This window comes from Luteibaculum oceani (assembly GCF_007995015.1).
GTDB classification, from domain to species: Bacteria; Bacteroidota; Bacteroidia; order Flavobacteriales_D; family Luteibaculaceae; genus Luteibaculum; species Luteibaculum oceani.
In genome coordinates this window covers 297396-314787 of the sequence record NZ_VORB01000002.1, presented here as the reverse complement: position 1 = coordinate 314787, position 17392 = coordinate 297396, and the positions used below count along the sequence as shown (strand labels likewise).

Here is a 17392-nt window from a genome sequence, read left to right as displayed (position 1 = left end):
CGAACAATGACCATATTTGCCCCTTGATAAGCGAAAACAATTCGATTACTGTAAAATATGGCTGACCAAAATCACCTTTTTCCCATCTTAAGTTTAAAAGAGCTCCATGGATTGGAGAAGGAATTCATACAATATCTAGCAATGAGTGGCATAGAGGCAAAAGAGTGGGAGACTATTAAAAAGGAGCAGCCAAAAAAAATGGGGGAGATGCTTTTAGATTTCTCGCAAGGCGTCTGGAAATCACGCTTATCCAAAATAAATTACATCAACCACCTAGATGAAAACCTCATGTACGCTATTCATTTCCTTAAAGAAGAGGCAATAATAATTGGGCTAAGAGGTGAGGTGGATTTTAAGCAATGGATGGATTATAATTTTAAACAGCTCTCTACCGCAATTAAGGACAACCTAGATAAATTGAGTATTTTTAAGGAGCTTAAAAAATTCCAACCCGACAATAGAGCTTTGGAAATATACAAGCATCTTAAAGCGGGGGCGCGTATTTCTGTGGAGGGTGACCTTTACGAAATACTCAAAACTTTGAGTAATGGAAGCTAAAACGGCATTGGTAATAGGTGGGACAGGATTAGTGGGACGACAGCTCATTAAGTTGCTGATTAAGAACCCTACCTATCAGAAAATCAAATATTTCGGAAGAAATCAGGTGGATTTGGATAGTGATAAATTAGAGTTTATCCCTACCAACTTTCAAATGCTACACAGCATTAAGGAAGAAATTTCTGGAGACGTGCTTTTTTCCTGTCTTGGAACTACAATAAAGAAGGCTGGGTCCAAAGAAGAGCAGTATAAGGTGGATTTCGACTTCCAATTAAACTTTGCAAAACTTGCAGCTGAAAAAGGAGTAGAGAATTACGTACTTGTTTCTTCGCTGGGAGCACACCAAAATTCTCATGTTTTTTATACCCGTGTTAAGGGGCAGTTAGAACAAGCCATTAAAAAACTGAAGTTTAGGCATTGTGTTATAATTCGTCCCTCGTTGCTTTCTGGTAAGAGAAAAGAAAAGAGATTGGGAGAACAGTTTGCCGCAAAACTTAGTTGGCTAATCGCTTTTATACCCTATCTAAAAAAATACCGTGCAATTCCAGCCAAAACAGTTGCCAAATCAATGATAAAGGCTTCAGACTTGAATTGTGATACCGTTGTTTTTGAGGCCGACGAACTATTTGAACTCGCCAAGGATTACACGTCCGACTAAAGCGTAGTTTTTAAATTAATCCCCTTAGCTTTGCAGAAATTTTTTCAGATGAAAGCAACAATAAAGACCGAAAAAGGTGACATGAAAGTGGAGTTTTACGAAAAAGATGCCCCTAAAACAGTGGCCAACTTCGTGAAATTAAGCAAAGATGGATTCTACAACGGACTTACATTCCATAGAGTAATCCCAGATTTTGTAATCCAAGGGGGCTGTCCAGATGGTACTGGTGCAGGCGGACCTGGTTATAGCATTGACTGTGAATTAGACGGAGAAAATCAATACCACGATAGAGGAGTATTGAGCATGGCGCATGCGGGAAGAAACACCGGAGGTTCACAATTTTTCATTTGTCATTCAAGAACAAATACCGCACACCTAGATCGTAACCATACTTGTTTTGGAAAAGTGGTAGAAGGCGCCGACATTATTGATGACATTAGAATGGGAGATAAAATTCTCCAAATCGACATCCATGAGAATAACTAAAATAATATTCATTCTTCTGACGGGACTGCTTTGGTCCTGTCAGAATGGTGATGAAAGTACTGTTTCGTATTCGGACGAACAGACGGCCCGGCAAATTGCTTATTTAGATTCCACAATTAATAAATGGCATTTGGATGCAGCCAATGCAGACCTGGAGTCTTATTTTTCAGTTTGTAGCGAAGACTTTGTTTTCCTTGGAACTGATTCCTCGGAGAGATGGAGTAAGGAAATGTTTTATTCCTTCTCAAAGCCATATTTTGACCGTGGAAAGGCATGGGCTTTTGAACCTGTAGCACGTTACTGGAATTTTAATCAAGACCACACCATTGCATGGTTCGACGAACAATTGGATACCTGGATGAAAGATTGCAGGGGTAGCGGGGTTATGGAATATTCGGTTGACAACGGCTGGAAATTAAAACACTACAACCTTTCTATGACCATTTACAATGAAATTGTAGACGACGTTTTGGTCCTAAAAAGCAGCTTTAACCAACCCGATAGCACAATCCACCAATGAAAAAAAAGGAGTGCCCCTCATGTGCGATGGAAATTGACGCTAACCTAGATGTTTGTCCGATTTGTCAATATGAATTTGCTGTTAGCAAAAGCAATAAGTGGGGAACCACTGCAATTGCTATTTTATTGCTGCTCCTATTCTTGGCCTTTTTTATTCTTTAGGTAGAAATTAATTCAGCTCCTATTAGCGCTTTTTCTAGCTCGTCTGGTTGAACCGGCTTTCCAATAAAATCGGTAAACCCATGGGCCAAAGCCTTTTCTCTATCCGATAAAAATGCATTAGCTGTTACCGCAATAAGAGGAACCGGATTGGATTGGTATTTATTGTTTGACCTTATTTGGCTCACAGCTTCCCAGCCATCCATAACGGGCATTTGCAGGTCAATAAGTAGCAAATCGTAATTGCTGACCTCAAATTCTTTTACAGCTTCTTTACCGTTTTCCACCATTTTCACATCAAAGTTGTACTGATCCAACATGATGGAAATTACTTCTTGGTTGACAAAATTATCTTCAGCTACTAAGACCTTTAATTTTTCACCTCTGGTTTCCTTCTGAACCGCTTTTCTTATTTCAGTAATTTTCTTTGAGGCCGCCAATTCCAATTTTAAGTAGAATGAAAATTTTGAACCTTTCTCTGGTTCACTTTCAATTTGCAGCGAAGACCCCATTAACTCCAGTAACTGATTGGAAATGGTTAAACCCAGTCCAGTACCTCCAAATTTCCGGGTTGTTGATTTATCACTCTGTTCAAAGGCATCGAGAATTCCCGATATTTTGTGTTCCGGAATACCAATTCCTGTATCCTCAACGGAAATAAAAATGTTAGCGTGATTATCCACTATTTCCACCAAATTAATATTCAGCGCGACCCTACCTTCGTTAGTGAACTTTATTGCGTTGTTTATTAGGTTAATAAATACCTGATGTATTCTTATGTGATCACCACTTACCCAAAATTCATCTGATAAATTGTCGTTTAACTCTAGTTTTATTCCCTTTTCATTTGCTGTAGGCTGGAATATCCCCACCACTTGTTCCACATTCGATTTTAAATCAAAATCTACGTGGTCCAATTCCATTTTCCCTGCATCGATTTTGGAATAATCCAAAATCATATTTACCAACGAGAGCAAATGGTCCGCAGAAAAGGAAATAACATCCATATACCGTTGCTGTGATTCGGTAAGATTCTCCTTTTTCATTATGTGAACCATCCCAACTATTCCATTAAGAGGAGTTCTGATTTCGTGGCTCATGTTGGCCAGAAACATGGATTTATAATTCGAGACTTGCTCGGCTTTTTCCTTTGCCTCTTCTAATTCTTTCAACATTTGTTGAAATCGTTGAGCTAGTTGGTCGAACTTTTTATTGATTTTTTCAACTTCTAAAATTGTAGGATTGATAGGAGATTCACTCTCATCGTATTTGAACCCGTTGTCCACAAACCCCGACATTTTAAAACTCAGTCGATTTAAATCCTTGGAAAGGATATCAGACATGATAAAACTGAACAGTACCAATGCTGAAAGGCCCAGACCAATTACAAGAGCTAAAAGATTCTTGTTGATCTTATTCTTTTCCTCAATTTTACTTCGCGAGATCCCAATTACCTCCGCTAAATCTGCCCGCAGTGATTCTATGGTATTTACCACTCGGTGGTACACCCCTTGATTAAATTTAACGCCAAGTGCCATATCAAGAGCAACCACTTTATTAAAAAGCTCGGCATAGCGATTTACGGTAAGCGATGCTCTTTCCTCTAGAATGTATTTTTGATTTATGGATTCAATCAGTTTATTAAACTTGGTTTGGTATACCGTATCCCCGCGAAGTAGATAATCTTTTTCGTGTCTCCTGAGGGACAACAAATCTTTGGGAGATATATATGCGTTATCTTCAATTTGGTGGGCGTAATTACGCATTTCACCCACTAATCCGTTATCCTGAAATCCTCTTTGAAGCAGCAGCTCCTTTAAAATTTTTAAATCTTTGAATATCGAATCATTAAAGGCATTTAATTCCTCCAACTTATCCCCAATGTCCAGTCCTAATTCTAGATTTAGTTTTTCGATTTGAAAAATGCGTCGCTGCATTTTTTCATAATGTCTGTCCAAAATCCAGTTAAACTGACGCCCCTTTCCCTTGAAAAAATTCTCCTCAGTATAACCATTGAGCACCATATCCTGAATATCTCTACTAAAGGCCAGGTAGTCATTTTCTATGTATATGAGAGAATTCTCGTAGCGTTGAATTTCCGTCTTGTTGGTTTGAATAAGACCAAAGAAACCCACACAGGTTAAAAACACTATGATTAACAAAAAGTACGATCCAACTAACCGGCTACCAAGGGACCGGTAGCTTAGTCTACCCAACTTCATAAAACGGAAATATGCTACAAATTAAAGGCTCTTTATTTAACTGGAGGTTAACAAGGTCGCATTAGGCTCAATAAAGTGTAGAGTTGATTATATGACATAAATATTTTGGGTGAACTTTTTAGAGACATTTACACGCTTATTATTCACTTTTAATGACATACTGCCGTCAAAATCTCTTTTTTCAAGAATTTCTATCGGTGCACTCAACTCCAATCCTAGTTCCGTTAAATATTGTAGGAATTGAACAGAACCATCTTTTACGGAAACCAGCTTACATACTGCCCCAGCGGTCATTTCGGATAAGGTCTTTTTTACTGGGATTTTGTAGCTTCCATCAGCACCAGGAATTACATCACCATGCGGGTCTGTACCGGGAAACCCCAGAAAAGCGTCCAATTCTTTCATCAGTTTTTCACTTTGGATATGTTCTAGCTGCTCTGCAACCTCATGTACTTCATCCCAACCAAAATTTAGGTGATTATATAAAAAGGTTTCCCAAAGCCTGTGCTTTCTAATAAGGTTAACGGCAATTTTAAACCCGTCTTCACTCAATTCTAGCTTACCGTAACGTTCGTAATTAAGAAATCCTTTTCCCTTCAGTTTTTTAACCATGCTATTAACCGAAGCAGGGGATAATTCAAGAAACTCAGCTAGCTTATTGGTTCCGACCTTTTCTTCCTGCTGTTCAGCCGTTAAATAAAATATGGCTTTGAGATAATCCTCTTCGTTTTTTGTAAGTCTATCCTTTTTAATTTTGTTAGTCATGTCTAACTTTATAATTTTGCCTCAGTTAACAAATTTATGAAGACACAATTAACCAGCCTATTTTATTTACTCTTTTGTCCCATTATCCTAATGGGTCAGATAGATATAACAGGAAAAGTTCTTTCAAATGGCGAAGCAATAGTTGGTGCCAATATTTACAGTAAAAAATTTAAGACTGGGACCACAACCGATAAAAACGGAGAGTTTGTCCTTAAGTTTGGGGAAATCGAATACCCCGTTGAAATATTAGTAAGCTTTGTCGGTTTTAAACCAAAGGAGATAAGGCTTAATAAAAACCAGTATTTAAATATTAATCTTGAACCCAACCTTGAATTAAATGAGGTGGTAGTCACAGGAACCCTAAATCCGGTTAAAAAACTGGATAGCCCCGTTCCGGTAGAAGTGTATACAAAATCAATCCTTACCAAAAATCCAGCACCAAATATTTTCGAATCATTGGAGCGAATTAATGGAGTTAGACCTCAAATTAACTGCAATGTGTGCAATACTGGGGATATCCACATTAATGGGCTTGAAGGGCCTTACACCATGATTCTCATTGACGGAATGCCTATTGTTAGCGGTTTATCTACAGTTTATGGATTAAGCGGAATACCCAATGGTATTTTGGATCAAGTGGAGGTTGTAAAGGGACCATCATCTGCCTTGTATGGTTCCGAAGCTTTGGGAGGTGTAATTAACATCATAACCAAATTGCCCAACGCCAAGTTTGGTGGGGAACTAGACTTTTATGCCACTTCATGGCTAGAGACCAATACCGATTTATCTTTAAATACACCAATAGGAAAAGGAGTGAACTTACTTACTGGAATTAATCATTTTCAATACAACAACCCAAAGGATAACAACGGGGATAATTTCACCGATATAACCCTACAAAATCGCATATCTTTATTTAACAAACTTGCAGTTGATCGTAAAAACGGAAAGCACTTTTCTGTAGCTGCAAGGTATTTTTACGAGGATAGATGGGGTGGAGAAATGAATTGGACACCAGAATTTGCAGGCGGTGATTCTGTTTACGGAGAAACCATACAAACTGAACGTATTGAGCTAGTATCTCTGTACGATATTCCATCCATTAAAAACTTACAATTACAAACTTCCTATAACCGCCATGAACAAAGCTCGTTTTACGGAACTACATCGTACAATGCCACACAACAAATAGGATTTGGACAGTTGGTTCATAATACAAAAGTTAACTCCATTGGGATTACAAGTGGGTTAACCTATAGGTTTAACATATACGATGACAATACCACCGCTACCGAAAAAGATTTTGGAGGTACTGTTAGCAACAATCCATCTGCAACATATATTCCAGGAGTATTTGTACAGGTTCAACAAGAGTTATCCAAAAAATGGAGTTGGTTAGCAGGAGCTAGGTTAGACCATCAATCTAATCATGGAAATATTTTCACCCCTCGGTTTGCAGTTAAGTTTAATCCTACCGATCAAAGTACAATCCGCCTTAACGGTGGTACGGGTTTTAGAGTGGTAAACATTTTTACTGAAGACCATGCCGCATTAACAGGTGCCAGAGAAGTTGTAATTGCTCCTAATATTAAACCTGAGCAGAGTAAAAGCTTAAACCTTAATTATGAGCAGCATTTTTACAGCCTAACGGGAGATCGATTTGGAGTGGATTTCAATTCATGGTACACCCATTTTTCTAATCAAATCATACCAGATTACGAAAGCAATCCCAATGAAATTAGGTATGAAAATCTAGATAACTACTCGGTTTCTAGAGGGATTTCGGCAAACCTCAATGCCGTTTTAAAATCGGGGTTATCCATCTTAGCAGGAGTGAGCTATATAGATGTTTTTCTGATGGAGCAGGAGGGTAGCAGCATGGTTAAATCTCGTCCGTTATTAAGTGAAAACTGGACAGGAACTTGGACCATTTCTTACCCTATAAGAAGTTGGAAGATGGAAATAGATTATACCGGTAATTTATATGGCCCTATGTTATTACCAACTCTTGGAGAACTAGATCCAAGACCAAAAGAAAGCCCTTGGTGGAGCATCCAAAACCTAAACTTTTCCTACAAGGGATTTAAGAACATTGAATTATATGGAGGGATAAAAAACCTACTAAACTTTACACCGGCAGCTAACTCAATAGCTCGAGCTTTTGATCCATTTGACAAAGGAGTAACCTTTGATGGCGAAGGAAATGCGGTGGCAACCCCATCCAATCCCAATGCATTAACATTTGACCCTAGCTATGTATACGCGCCCAACCAGGGTCGTAGAACTTATTTAGGGCTTAAATGGATTTTTTAAACAAAGAATTAGTCAAAACATCCGTTCTAAGTCCTATTATTGTAAAAAACAGGAAATGCAGGACGCCGATATTCTAAGATCCAAAATATCTGAATTAGATAGTGTTTTAAATACCCTCCTAAAAAACACGGAAGCCTACATTACAGTTTTAAATACTGATGGAATAGTCCTATACATAAATAAAGTTGCTCCAGGTGTCGATAGGGCCTCATTCCTCGGGGCTAGGCTTTATGATTTTTTAGATACGAAAACGGCGGAGGAACTCAAATACAATCTCAATAAAACCCTTACAGAAAGTCGAACAAACAGGTACGAAACTATCTACACCGACCCGGAGGGAAACGTAAGGTATTTTAAAAATATCATGAGTCCTGTATCCTTTGATGATAAAGTTGATGGAGTTATTATTATATCGCATGAGCAAACCGATATAGAATTAACTAAAAAAGAGTTGGAGACTAAGAATAGCCAGCTAAAGCAGCAGTATAAAAGGCTCAAGGACATTTCTCAAATCATCGCTCATGATTTTAGAGCACCGATGGCAAATCTCCTTATGCTGAACGAGTTGATGGATGCAACTCAATCCATGCATAGGATTAAAGATTACCTAGAACTTCAGAAAAAAACCATCAATATTTTGGAAGGCATTTTCGAAAATTTAGTCATGGATGCCTCCGCCACTTTATCTTCTAACGACTTTACAGAACAGTTTTTTTCAACTACCATAGAAAAAGTATCTCATTTGCTACAAGCTGACATTATGAAAATGAAGGCGGAAATCACACAAAAATGTGAAGTTCCAGGCCTTAGAGCTATGGTGGGTTTTCTGGATAGCATTCTGCTGAACTTAATTAGTAACGCCCTAAAATTTTCCAAGGAGAATGAAGCCCCCCGAATTCATGTTTCCTCTAAAATAGAAGGAAAGGATTTAGTCATTAGGGTGTCCGATAATGGGAGAGGGATGGATTTAGAAAAAAATCCTAACAAACTGTTTGGGTTACATCAAACCTTTCATCAACTTCCAAATGAGCGTGGGCTAGGTCTTTTCTTAGTTAAAAACCAAGTTCTTGCCGTTGGTGGAAATATTGAGGCCACTAGTAGGATAGGGGTTGGAACCGAATTTAAAATTTCCTTACCTTGCCAACTGGCTATATGAGTGAATTGGGCAAAAAAATTTGGTTGGTAGACGATGACCCCGTTTACCAAAGTCTTACCATACATCTATTCGAAATGGAAGGTTCTAACTCTCAGTTAGAAGTTTATTCTAACGGATTAGAAGCTATTCAATGTTTAGAATCTAGATTGAAATCTGGAGAAGAATTACCCAAGGTTATTCTTCTAGATTTATTTATGCCGGTGATGGATGGCTGGGGGTTTCTAGAGGAGTTCGACAATCAAATCACGCAAAGTCTAAAAGACCAGAACATTATCATTTACGTTATCTCGTCCACCATTGATCCGGATGATATTTCCAGGGCCAAATCCAACAAATGTGTAAGAGATTTCTTCATAAAACCCATAAGGAGGGAAGAGTTATTCAAGGTTGCAAATTGTGCCTAGAATAGAAGTCTTTGTTGTAATTAACCTTTGTCATTTTTATCCCCTTGATTTTATTTGAAATTGTACTCAAAAAGTAATCTTATGAGTACAGAAAAAGTAGCAAACAGACTAGTTGAACTTTGCCGTAAAGGAGATTTTGAAACTGCAATGCAGGAATTATACAGTCCCGAAATTGTTTCAATTGAACCAGAAGGAAGCCAAGCACCAAATGCAGAGGGAATACAGCAAGTAATAGAAAAAGCCAAACACTTTGCTGACTCGGTGGAAGAATTTCACAAAAACGAAGTTTCTGACCCAGTTATAGCAGAAGACTTTTTCTCGGTCCAAATGAAAATGGATGTCACTTTTAAGGGTGTAGGTAGGACACAAATGGAAGAGATTTGTGTTTATGGAGTCAAAGATGGAAAAATTACCTACGAACAATTTTTCTATACTCCAGCTCCCGTAAATGCAGGATAAATTTTGGCCTTTCACCTTGGTTTGAATTTTTATAAAGCTCGCGAATTAGCGGAGGGCATTAACATTCGCTTAATAAATCGTATCTTTGTAGGCAAAGCGCAACAGTCAGTTCTAATTACCAGCGACTAAGTCAACTACCACAGGGAAACTTCTTACTGTAATAGAGAATCAAGAAAGGGGAGCTATCCCAACACTGGCGCAATAAAACGGATAATATTTTTTATGGGTAGATCACAAGAAACTTTCAGCAAAAAGGAGAGAGAGAAGAAAAGAGCTAAAAAAAGACAAGAAAAGCTCGCTAAGAAAGAGGAGAGAAAAGCTAATGCTACTGGAGGTAGTTTAGATGAAATGATAGCTTACGTAGATGTAAATGGTAACATCGTTGATACTCCACCAGATGAGTCTGAAAAAGAAGTGATCAAGGCGGAAAACATAGAGATTGGAGTACCCAAAGCATCTGAGCGTGTAAATCACCTAGAGAAGAAAGGTAGACTTGTTTTCTGGAATGATGAAAAAGGATATGGTTTTATCAAAGATTTATCGAGCGAGAATAAGTACTTCGTTCATCAAACAGAATGTTTAGAGGACATCAAAGTTCACGACAAAGTTGTTTTTGAACTTGAAAAAGGCCCTAAGGGGATGAGTGCAGTTAGAGTGAAGTTATCCACTGGTGGTTAATCCTATGGTGGATTTTCTTCCACCTATATATACTTAACATAATATTAATTATAAGACAATATTATTAGATGATTTGAAGTCTAGGGTTCTATAAGCGGTTTCTCCGGGTAAACTGAATCAAACTACAGTTTATGACTTTTTACTAATGCAGACCTTAACGAAGAAGCTTCAGCTTAAAAACAATATTTCATTTACATATAAAAAAACCAGAACTCTGTGTGTAAAATGAAATCCTGTATTCTAATTTCACCTTCCTGGTGCTTATATAATAATATGCAGTAAAAATCTCTTTTTTACTCCTATTGTCGAGTGATCATAATTAATTCAAATTCCCAGCTAAACACTAATAAGTTATGTTAAGTTGTATTTGCTAATAAAGCATAGCTTCGCCAAAAGAAAATTCATCATGACCATTCCACCTTGCCCCAAATGTTCAAGTCCTCACGTTTACCCTTTAGACGCTTTATTAATTTGTCCAGAATGTGCACATGAATGGAATCCAGACGAAGCTGTCGTGGCAAACGAGGATCAGCAACCAGAGGTATTAGATACTAATGGCAATACTTTAACCGATGGCGATGATGTAATCGTAATTAAGGACCTTAAAGTTAAAGGCGCCTCCAACCCAGTTAAAGCCGGCACCAAAGTAAAATCTATCAAACTGGTTGACGGTGACCACAACATCGATTGTAAAATACCTGGTTTCGGTGCAATGGGGTTAAAATCTGAGTTTGTAAAAAAGGCTTAGTATACCTTGTAAACCGGATATTGTAAATAGGCTGATTCGCTATATTCACTTCTTTCGTAAATCCATTGCAACTGTTGATAATGGCTATTCCTAAACTCAATATCATCATTGAGCTTTTGATTAAATTCCTTTTCTAAGCCCTGATTCGTGTTTAAGATTTCCGCCGCTTTTTTGTCCCATACGTAAGGGGAAAACCCCTCTTTTCTTTGTAGAATAGCATCGAAAGCATTCCACTTAAAATACGAGTCAAAGGCTGTTGGTTCAAGGGTTTCAGCCAAAATTCTATCGTACTTCCCTCCTGTTTTAATTATGAAATCGTTTTGTTCTATTAAAAGGGTGTCGAAGGCACTTTCAATCGACACATTATAATGAGGAAAGTGCTTCTCGTATACGCTACTACTCGTTTCCCAGGAGGTTATAACCGTTTTCTCTGCCCAAACCTTATATTTTTCGGTAACACGATTTACAGATACCCCATGGGCCTGTAACTTGCTTACTATTTGATGGTACCCCGCTTTTATAATATAGCATGATGGTTTCTTAACATAATCATTTGGGGTGTAGCTATTGTAATAGGGTATTTTACCATTCCACAGGCTGTCTCTATCATAGATTTTAAAGGGAAATTTACCGACCCTACTCTCAGCATTAACATACTGATATCCCGCGTAATAGACACTATCAGCTATTGTTTTATTTAACTCCCAGTTTACAGGTATGGAGTCGGCATTTGCGTAAAAATCAACTTGTTGTTTTTGTGCTTTTACTAGATCATCCCCAAAACTTGCCAATTTCCGCATGCACACGTGCATAAAAGCTTTGGTGGCTAAAACCCTTTCTTTAAATGGCTTCAGCATATGCGTTTCAACAGTATATCCAGGAATATGGTGCAACGCAGCCATTCCAGTAGTGTACCTTGGCCAATCAAAAAATTGTTCTATCCCCCCATCTTGTGGAGCGCGTCCCCATACATTTACATAGGGCACCATGGGATAACCGGCACTTTCCATCTCAGGATATAGAGATTTGGTAAACTCCGAATAAACTGACTCCAAAGGTCCGCCTAACTTTTGCTCCTGTGTAGTTAAAAGTGTAATTACATGCTGATAATCTGCTCCGTTTGAAACATGATTATCTATGAAAAGAGTTGGCATTATGGAATCAAGTAATACTGCTAATAGGGCAGCATTTTTGCTGTCCATCTTTATGTTATCTCGGTTAAGATCTAAGTTTTGAGCATTACCTCTAAATCCATAATCCCTAGGTCCGGCTTGATTGGCTCTACTTGTACTATTTCTGTTTAACGCCCCGCCAATGTTATAAACCGGAATAATGTAAAGGGCAATATCCTTAAACTCCTCAATTAACTGTTCGTTTTGTTCTATCTCCTTAATAAGAAGCTGGCAAGCATCTATTCCATCTGGTTCTCCTGCATGTATGCCATTGATGATAAAAATTTTCCTACCACTGCTTCCTCCCTCTTCATTCCATTTAACCAAATGAAGTGGAAATCCGCTATCGGTTTCTCCTAATGAATCTATTTGTAGTCTCTGGCATATCTTACTTGCAGCATTCCAAAAACTTATGGTCTCTCGATAATCAGAACTTTCGAGACCATAACTTTTTTCGAATTTCGTTTCAGGGAAACTCTTTTTTAACTCTATGGATTCACAACCAATGAAAAATAAGGATATCAAAGACAATACCAACCAGCGATAAAAGGTCATTTCATTTAGATTTTCGGCAAGATATGGAACCAATCATTAAGTATTGTAAATTAGATCTATGATAACCGATACCCTCAACTACGAATTTCTTGCCTTAAAATCCTGCACTTATCTTAACACACCAGCAACTGGATTAGTCTCCAAGGAAGCAAGAGAAGAACAACAGAATTACCTCCGCAATTTCGACAGGCAAGGCTCAACCTATATCGATGAACTTGAGTACCCTTTTAAATCTGATCTCAAAAACAAAATTGCAACTTATTTTGGGTGCCATTTTGGCCAAATAGGTCTAGTTCCTAGCTTTTCAGCAGGTATTAACTATTTACTTTCTGGTCTATACTCTCTGGAAAGCGTTGCCTATCTCAAAACCGATTACCCATCCCTAACACTACCACTTTCTTTAGGCACCTATAACTCAATAGAAATTGCACCCAATGAAGATGGTTTTTATTCAGAAGAAAAAATCATAACGCAATGTGTGGAGACAGGAGTTAGGTTCTTGTTCCTAAGTCACGTGCAATACAATTCCGGACAGAAGTTAGATATAGAATTCATTGGAGCGAAATTGAAGGCCCATGAAATATTCATAATTGTAGACAGCACCCAATCAGCGGGAAACTCCGATTTCAATTTTTCAAAAAGCAACATTTCCTGTGCTATCATGAGCTGCTATAAATGGTTAAATGCAGGTTTTGGCTCGGGAATTATCCTTGCCAAGGAATCATTTTTAAGTGCCTTAGATATTAAAACAGGTGGCTTTACTGCCGTACTCTGGAAAGAGAATTCCAATACCGTTGACAGAGGCTTGGCACAATTACAACCGGGACATGTGGCTCCTTTTGCTTTAACCGGCCTCAGCAGTGCACTGGACATGCATTTAAAGCTTAAAGAAAGTAACGCTCATCTAATAGGCAAAAATTTGCTTTCTCAGTTTTTTGAGAGCTTTCCTCAAATAGAAAATATTGTCGGGAACCCTGATAATGACTCCTATGCCAACTTTTGTTGTATCCGAGATAAAGAGAGAAAACTGTCAGGGAAATTAACCAACAAGAACATTGTTCATACCTACAGAAATGGTGTTGTTAGGTTAGGGTTTCATTTTTACAACACCGAAGAGGACGTGGAAATTCTGATTAATGCCATCTCGAGTTAGATTCTAGCGAGAAGATAATCGCAGAAGTATTTTCTACTATCTAAAAATCGTTCTTCAATGAGCAACTGAGTTCTCGTTAGTAGGGTTTTCAAAATTTGGTCATTGTATTTTCTAGAAACTTCCATGAATACCCTCTCCCCCTTTTGAAAGGATATTTGAACTCCTGGTTTGTTAAGGCTTACCACCTGATTTTCAGTACTCGTAAGATAACTTTTGGCAAGCCCTGAAACCTCATCATACTCTGGAGAATGAACAAATTTATCAAGCTGGAAGTCCCCTAACAGTTCCTTATTAATCCTTTTAAGAAGGTTTAAGTTAAATGCTGCAGTATATCCATTTTTGTCATTGTAGGCTGGAAGAACGATTTCTCTTGATTTTATCAGATCTAGCCCAAGCAAAACCCTATCCCCCGAATTTAGCACCTGAGACAGGGCCCCAAGAAAAGAGGCCGCTCTTTCATCCACCATATTCCCTAGGTTAGAGCCAAGAAACAGCACAAGTTTTGGGTGTTTTCCTCTAAGGCTCTCGAGCACCTTAAAGTATTCCCCTTGTTCAGGTTCACATCGAACTTGAGGTAATTCTCTTTTTAGTCGTTTAGAGAGTAGTTCTAGGGCGTTAGAGCTGATGTCCACGGGTTTATAAGTGAACTTTTTAGTATTTAACCCCCTGAGAAGTTCTACGGTTTTCTTGCCATTACCTGCTCCTAATTCTATAATTTCAAAGTATTCTAAACCTTCGAAGGGTGATAGTATATCTTTTGCTTGTTCAGAAAGAATTTCAAACTCACAATCGGTAAGGTAATACTCGGGTGAATTCATAATTTTTATAAAGAGTTCATCACCTTTATGATCATAAAAATATTTGGAGGGTAAATATTTGGGAGTTGCCTTTAGCCCCTGTAATACATCCAATTCAAAACTGCTCATTTTAAATCTCCTTTGCTAGTCTTATACCCGCTACTTGCCAACTGTATTGGGGATGAAAAAAATTTCGGTAGGTATTTCTGGAGTGCCCCTTTGCCGTTGCCACGGAAGCACCTCTTAACACCATTTGGTTTACCATAAATTTCCCGTTGTACTCACCTATGGCACCAGCTGGTTTTTTGTAATTAGGATAGGGTAAATAAGCACTTTGCGTCCACTCCCAAACCGTACCCCAGTTTAGTTCTTCACTGGCAACTTCCCATTCAAATTCCGTACATAATCTATGTCCTTTATAGTTGGCATATGCTACTGCCTCGAAATAGTTAATATGCATTAAGACGGCCTTAGGGTTTACTTCCTGTAAACCGTTTAGTGTGTACTGGAAATAGTTTCCATCCTCCTTTTTCCAGTATAAAGGGAGTTTACAACTATTTTCTTGGATAAAGGCCCACCCTTCATCCAGCCAAAACTCTGATTTATCATAACCTCCAGATTCAATAAATTCTATAAACTCTTGATTGGATACTAAATTCCCTGAAATCTCTACCGGATTGATGTACACTTTATGCTTACCATGTTCATTATCAAAGCTAAAGTCTTTACCTTCATATCCTATGTTATAAACACCTTCCTCTATCAATACATCTGGCTGACTCGGCTCCACTATTTTTTCCCAATAATAATCCTTGTGGTAGGTTGGATAAATTGGGTTCTGCGAAAAAATATACTTAAGGTCGGTAATTAACAGTTCTTGGTGCTGTTGCTCGTGTTGTAAACCAAGCTCAATTGTATTAATAAGTTCCTGTCTATCTGTATTTTGAAGAAGGCTGACTATTTCTTGATCTACGGATTTTCTGTAATCAAAAACCAACTCAAGTCTGGGGCGTGTTAGCAATCCCCTGTTGTCTCTTTCTAAGCGCTCACCTACCGAATTGTAATACGAGTTAAAAAGAAAAGCAAAGTCCTTGTGAAATCTCGTGTAACCTTTTTTAAACTTGCTTAGGACAAACTCTTCGAAAAACCAAGTTGTATGCGCTATGTGCCACTTTGCCGGGCTTACAAATACAGCGGGTTGCGGAATAAAATCCTCCACTCCAAGTGGAGAGCATAATTCCTCGGTTCTCGCCCTAACTTTTTTAAATCGCCTAATGATTTCGGTATTATCTGCAACTGTCACTGAGTCCATTGTGCTAGTATTTTGAGTTGATTTGGGTATCAATCTTAGAAACGGATTCTAAGGTTTTGTGCACAGGGCATTTATTGGCAATTTCTAGGAGTCGCTGTTTTTGGTCAAAATCCAACCCGGAATCAACATTAATATGCCTGCTGAAAAGGTCGTATTTATTGCCATTTTCGTCCTTTTTACTTTCATGGGTTACATCCACCTTAACCGAACTATACACCCACCCTTTTCTTTTGGCGTAAAGGTTTAAAGTCATGGCTGTACAAGAAGCAAGAGCCGCGGCTATTAACTCGTGGGGAGCCGGTCCAAAATTATTTCCTCCAACCCTTTCTGGCTCGTCGGTTACAATGCGATGATCACCTATTCCTACAAGGGTTTCTAAATCCTTGTATCTGTTTATAGCACTCGCATTTCCGCTTACTGTAACATCTTCCTTTTCAGCCTTTTCTACGTAGCGATTGGCCCAAGCAGCTATTACCAAACCAGCGTACTGTGCGTCTGCTTTAGTACTCAGTAAATGGTCCGAATTATCTAAAGAAACAAATGATTTTGGATGCCATGCTTTTTCGAAGTATTTACGGGCGTTTTCTATACCCACAATTTTGTCATTTGGTGAATGGAGAATTAAAAAAGGAAGTTTTAAGTCTTTAAGAATCTTACCACTGTCTTCCTGCTTTAAATCGTTTACAAATTGCCTAGAAATTTCGAAAGATCTCCCACCTATATTCACTTCAGCTTTACCCTCGGATTGGATTTTTTCGATATCCCCAGAAAAAAGGTTTGTAACGTGTTCGGGATCGTATGGAGCTCCAATAACAGCTATTGCCTTTAGGCCCTCTATTTCTTTGGCGGCGTGAATAACCGCAGCTCCACCTAGGGAGTGTCCGAGTATAATGCTTGGGGCTTTTCTATTCGTTTTAAGGTAGAATGCAGCGTCAATTAAATCGGATATATCAGAGGTGAACCCGGCTTGAGTAAATTCGCCTTCACTTTGGCCTAATCCTGTAAAATCAAAACGAAAAACTCCAAAACCCTTATCGCATAACGCTTCACTTAAATACTGAATTGCTTTTAAATTTTTACCACAGGTAAAACAATGCGCAAACAAGACAAAATTTTCGGTGGCTGAAAATTCTGGTAAATCCAATAGGGCTGCAAGTTCTACCCCTTTTCTATTTTTAAATTTTATGCGTTGGGTTTTCACGAAATAACTTTGTACTGGAAGAAACAAAAAACCACCTCAAAAGAGGTGGTTTAAACTATTATAAAACGTTAACCTGG

General features: G+C 38.3%; 17 protein-coding genes. 11 read left to right on the top strand and 6 right to left on the bottom strand.

The annotated features are described in order from the left end of the window. Positions 1–57: 57 nt before the first annotated feature. From FRX97_RS03375 to FRX97_RS03360, 4 genes are read left to right on the top strand one after another with little or no spacing between them, the layout of a single operon-like run. Positions 58–558 carry a DUF6495 family protein gene (locus tag FRX97_RS03375; protein WP_147013391.1) on the top strand — a complete coding sequence of 167 codons (501 nt, stop codon included), beginning with the start codon at positions 58–60 and terminating at the stop codon, positions 556–558. Then, positions 548–1216, top strand: coding sequence for an NAD(P)H-binding protein (locus FRX97_RS03370; RefSeq protein ID WP_147013389.1), 669 nt, complete (start codon positions 548–550; stop codon positions 1214–1216). The genes FRX97_RS03375 and FRX97_RS03370 overlap by 11 nt, the downstream gene beginning before the upstream one ends. Positions 1217–1264: 48 nt before the next feature. Continuing rightward, positions 1265–1702, top strand: a complete 438-nt coding sequence (locus tag FRX97_RS03365; protein ID WP_147013387.1) for a peptidylprolyl isomerase — start codon at positions 1265–1267, stop codon at positions 1700–1702. Beyond that, positions 1689–2222, top strand: coding sequence for a nuclear transport factor 2 family protein (locus FRX97_RS03360; RefSeq protein WP_147013385.1), 534 nt, complete (start codon positions 1689–1691; stop codon positions 2220–2222). Before FRX97_RS03365 ends, FRX97_RS03360 begins: the two co-directional genes overlap by 14 nt. A 157-nt stretch (positions 2223–2379) precedes the next feature. Here FRX97_RS03360 and FRX97_RS03355 read toward each other — a convergent pair whose 3' ends face one another. Both FRX97_RS03355 and FRX97_RS03350 read right to left on the bottom strand, forming a co-directional pair. After that, positions 2380–4602, bottom strand: coding sequence for an ATP-binding protein (locus tag FRX97_RS03355; protein WP_147013383.1), 2223 nt, complete (start codon positions 4600–4602; stop codon positions 2380–2382). A gap of 87 nt (positions 4603–4689) precedes the next feature. Next, positions 4690–5367 (bottom strand): metal-dependent transcriptional regulator, encoded by a 678-nt coding sequence (locus FRX97_RS03350; RefSeq protein ID WP_147013381.1) that lies wholly within the window; start codon positions 5365–5367, stop codon positions 4690–4692. A 36-nt stretch (positions 5368–5403) separates the two neighbouring features. Between FRX97_RS03350 and FRX97_RS03345 the strand changes: the two genes are divergently transcribed. From FRX97_RS03345 to FRX97_RS03320, 6 genes are all read left to right on the top strand, one after another. Further along, the gene (locus FRX97_RS03345) at positions 5404–7680 is read left to right on the top strand and encodes a TonB-dependent receptor (protein ID WP_147013379.1); all 2277 of its coding nucleotides are present in this window, start codon (positions 5404–5406) and stop codon (positions 7678–7680) included. Positions 7681–7735: 55 nt separating this feature from the next. Continuing rightward, on the top strand, positions 7736–8836 hold the full coding sequence (locus FRX97_RS03340) for a PAS domain-containing sensor histidine kinase (protein ID WP_147013377.1): 1101 nt from the start codon (positions 7736–7738) through the stop codon (positions 8834–8836). Then, positions 8833–9240 carry a response regulator gene (locus tag FRX97_RS03335; RefSeq protein ID WP_147013375.1) on the top strand — a complete coding sequence of 136 codons (408 nt, stop codon included), beginning with the start codon at positions 8833–8835 and terminating at the stop codon, positions 9238–9240. The genes FRX97_RS03340 and FRX97_RS03335 overlap by 4 nt, the downstream gene beginning before the upstream one ends. An 81-nt stretch (positions 9241–9321) precedes the next feature. Then, positions 9322–9699: a nuclear transport factor 2 family protein gene (locus tag FRX97_RS03330; RefSeq protein WP_147013373.1), complete on the top strand. Its 378-nt coding sequence runs from the start codon at positions 9322–9324 to the stop codon at positions 9697–9699. Between the two features lie 222 nt (positions 9700–9921). Then, positions 9922–10377 (top strand): cold-shock protein, encoded by a 456-nt coding sequence (locus FRX97_RS03325; RefSeq protein WP_147013371.1) that lies wholly within the window; start codon positions 9922–9924, stop codon positions 10375–10377. Positions 10378–10783: 406 nt separating this feature from the next. Continuing rightward, positions 10784–11125, top strand: coding sequence for a zinc ribbon domain-containing protein YjdM (locus FRX97_RS03320; RefSeq protein WP_223266549.1), 342 nt, complete (start codon positions 10784–10786; stop codon positions 11123–11125). Here the strand turns inward: FRX97_RS03320 and FRX97_RS03315 are convergent. Continuing rightward, positions 11122–12885, bottom strand: coding sequence for a M14 family zinc carboxypeptidase (locus FRX97_RS03315; RefSeq protein ID WP_147013369.1), 1764 nt, complete (start codon positions 12883–12885; stop codon positions 11122–11124). The two genes, FRX97_RS03320 and FRX97_RS03315, sit on opposite strands and share 4 nt — an antisense overlap. 25 nt (positions 12886–12910) lie before the next feature. Between FRX97_RS03315 and FRX97_RS03310 the strand changes: the two genes are divergently transcribed. Beyond that, positions 12911–14005, top strand: coding sequence for an aminotransferase class V-fold PLP-dependent enzyme (locus FRX97_RS03310; protein ID WP_147013367.1), 1095 nt, complete (start codon positions 12911–12913; stop codon positions 14003–14005). Here FRX97_RS03310 and FRX97_RS03305 read toward each other — a convergent pair. From FRX97_RS03305 to FRX97_RS03295, 3 genes are read right to left on the bottom strand one after another with little or no spacing between them, the layout of a single operon-like run. Further along, positions 14002–14931 (bottom strand): L-histidine N(alpha)-methyltransferase, encoded by a 930-nt coding sequence (locus tag FRX97_RS03305; protein ID WP_147013365.1) that lies wholly within the window; start codon positions 14929–14931, stop codon positions 14002–14004. The genes FRX97_RS03310 and FRX97_RS03305 overlap by 4 nt on opposite strands. 1 nt (position 14932) lies before the next feature. Continuing rightward, positions 14933–16114 carry an ergothioneine biosynthesis protein EgtB gene (gene egtB / locus FRX97_RS03300; protein ID WP_147013362.1) on the bottom strand — a complete coding sequence of 394 codons (1182 nt, stop codon included), beginning with the start codon at positions 16112–16114 and terminating at the stop codon, positions 14933–14935. A gap of 4 nt (positions 16115–16118) precedes the next feature. After that, the gene (locus FRX97_RS03295; RefSeq protein WP_147013360.1) at positions 16119–17315 is read right to left on the bottom strand and encodes a bifunctional alpha/beta hydrolase/OsmC family protein; all 1197 of its coding nucleotides are present in this window, start codon (positions 17313–17315) and stop codon (positions 16119–16121) included. Positions 17316–17392: the final 77 nt, after the last annotated feature.

What these genes read in the sequence shown, in the direction of transcription:
- FRX97_RS03375 (WP_147013391.1), top strand. Translation starts at nt 58, where the DNA reads ATGGCTGACCAAAATCACCTTTTTCCCATCTTAAGTTTAAAAGAGCTC.
- FRX97_RS03370 (WP_147013389.1), top strand. Translation starts at nt 548, where the DNA reads ATGGAAGCTAAAACGGCATTGGTAATAGGTGGGACAGGATTAGTGGGA.
- FRX97_RS03365 (WP_147013387.1), top strand. Translation starts at nt 1,265, where the DNA reads ATGAAAGCAACAATAAAGACCGAAAAAGGTGACATGAAAGTGGAGTTT.
- FRX97_RS03360 (WP_147013385.1), top strand. Translation starts at nt 1,689, where the DNA reads ATGAGAATAACTAAAATAATATTCATTCTTCTGACGGGACTGCTTTGG.
- FRX97_RS03355 (WP_147013383.1), bottom strand. Translation starts at nt 4,602, where the DNA reads ATGAAGTTGGGTAGACTAAGCTACCGGTCCCTTGGTAGCCGGTTAGTT.
- FRX97_RS03350 (WP_147013381.1), bottom strand. Translation starts at nt 5,367, where the DNA reads ATGACTAACAAAATTAAAAAGGATAGACTTACAAAAAACGAAGAGGAT.
- FRX97_RS03345 (WP_147013379.1), top strand. Translation starts at nt 5,404, where the DNA reads ATGAAGACACAATTAACCAGCCTATTTTATTTACTCTTTTGTCCCATT.
- FRX97_RS03340 (WP_147013377.1), top strand. Translation starts at nt 7,736, where the DNA reads ATGCAGGACGCCGATATTCTAAGATCCAAAATATCTGAATTAGATAGT.
- FRX97_RS03335 (WP_147013375.1), top strand. Translation starts at nt 8,833, where the DNA reads ATGAGTGAATTGGGCAAAAAAATTTGGTTGGTAGACGATGACCCCGTT.
- FRX97_RS03330 (WP_147013373.1), top strand. Translation starts at nt 9,322, where the DNA reads ATGAGTACAGAAAAAGTAGCAAACAGACTAGTTGAACTTTGCCGTAAA.
- FRX97_RS03325 (WP_147013371.1), top strand. Translation starts at nt 9,922, where the DNA reads ATGGGTAGATCACAAGAAACTTTCAGCAAAAAGGAGAGAGAGAAGAAA.
- FRX97_RS03320 (WP_223266549.1), top strand. Translation starts at nt 10,784, where the DNA reads ATGACCATTCCACCTTGCCCCAAATGTTCAAGTCCTCACGTTTACCCT.
- FRX97_RS03310 (WP_147013367.1), top strand. Translation starts at nt 12,911, where the DNA reads ATGATAACCGATACCCTCAACTACGAATTTCTTGCCTTAAAATCCTGC.
- FRX97_RS03305 (WP_147013365.1), bottom strand. Translation starts at nt 14,931, where the DNA reads ATGAGCAGTTTTGAATTGGATGTATTACAGGGGCTAAAGGCAACTCCC.
- egtB (WP_147013362.1), bottom strand. Translation starts at nt 16,114, where the DNA reads ATGGACTCAGTGACAGTTGCAGATAATACCGAAATCATTAGGCGATTT.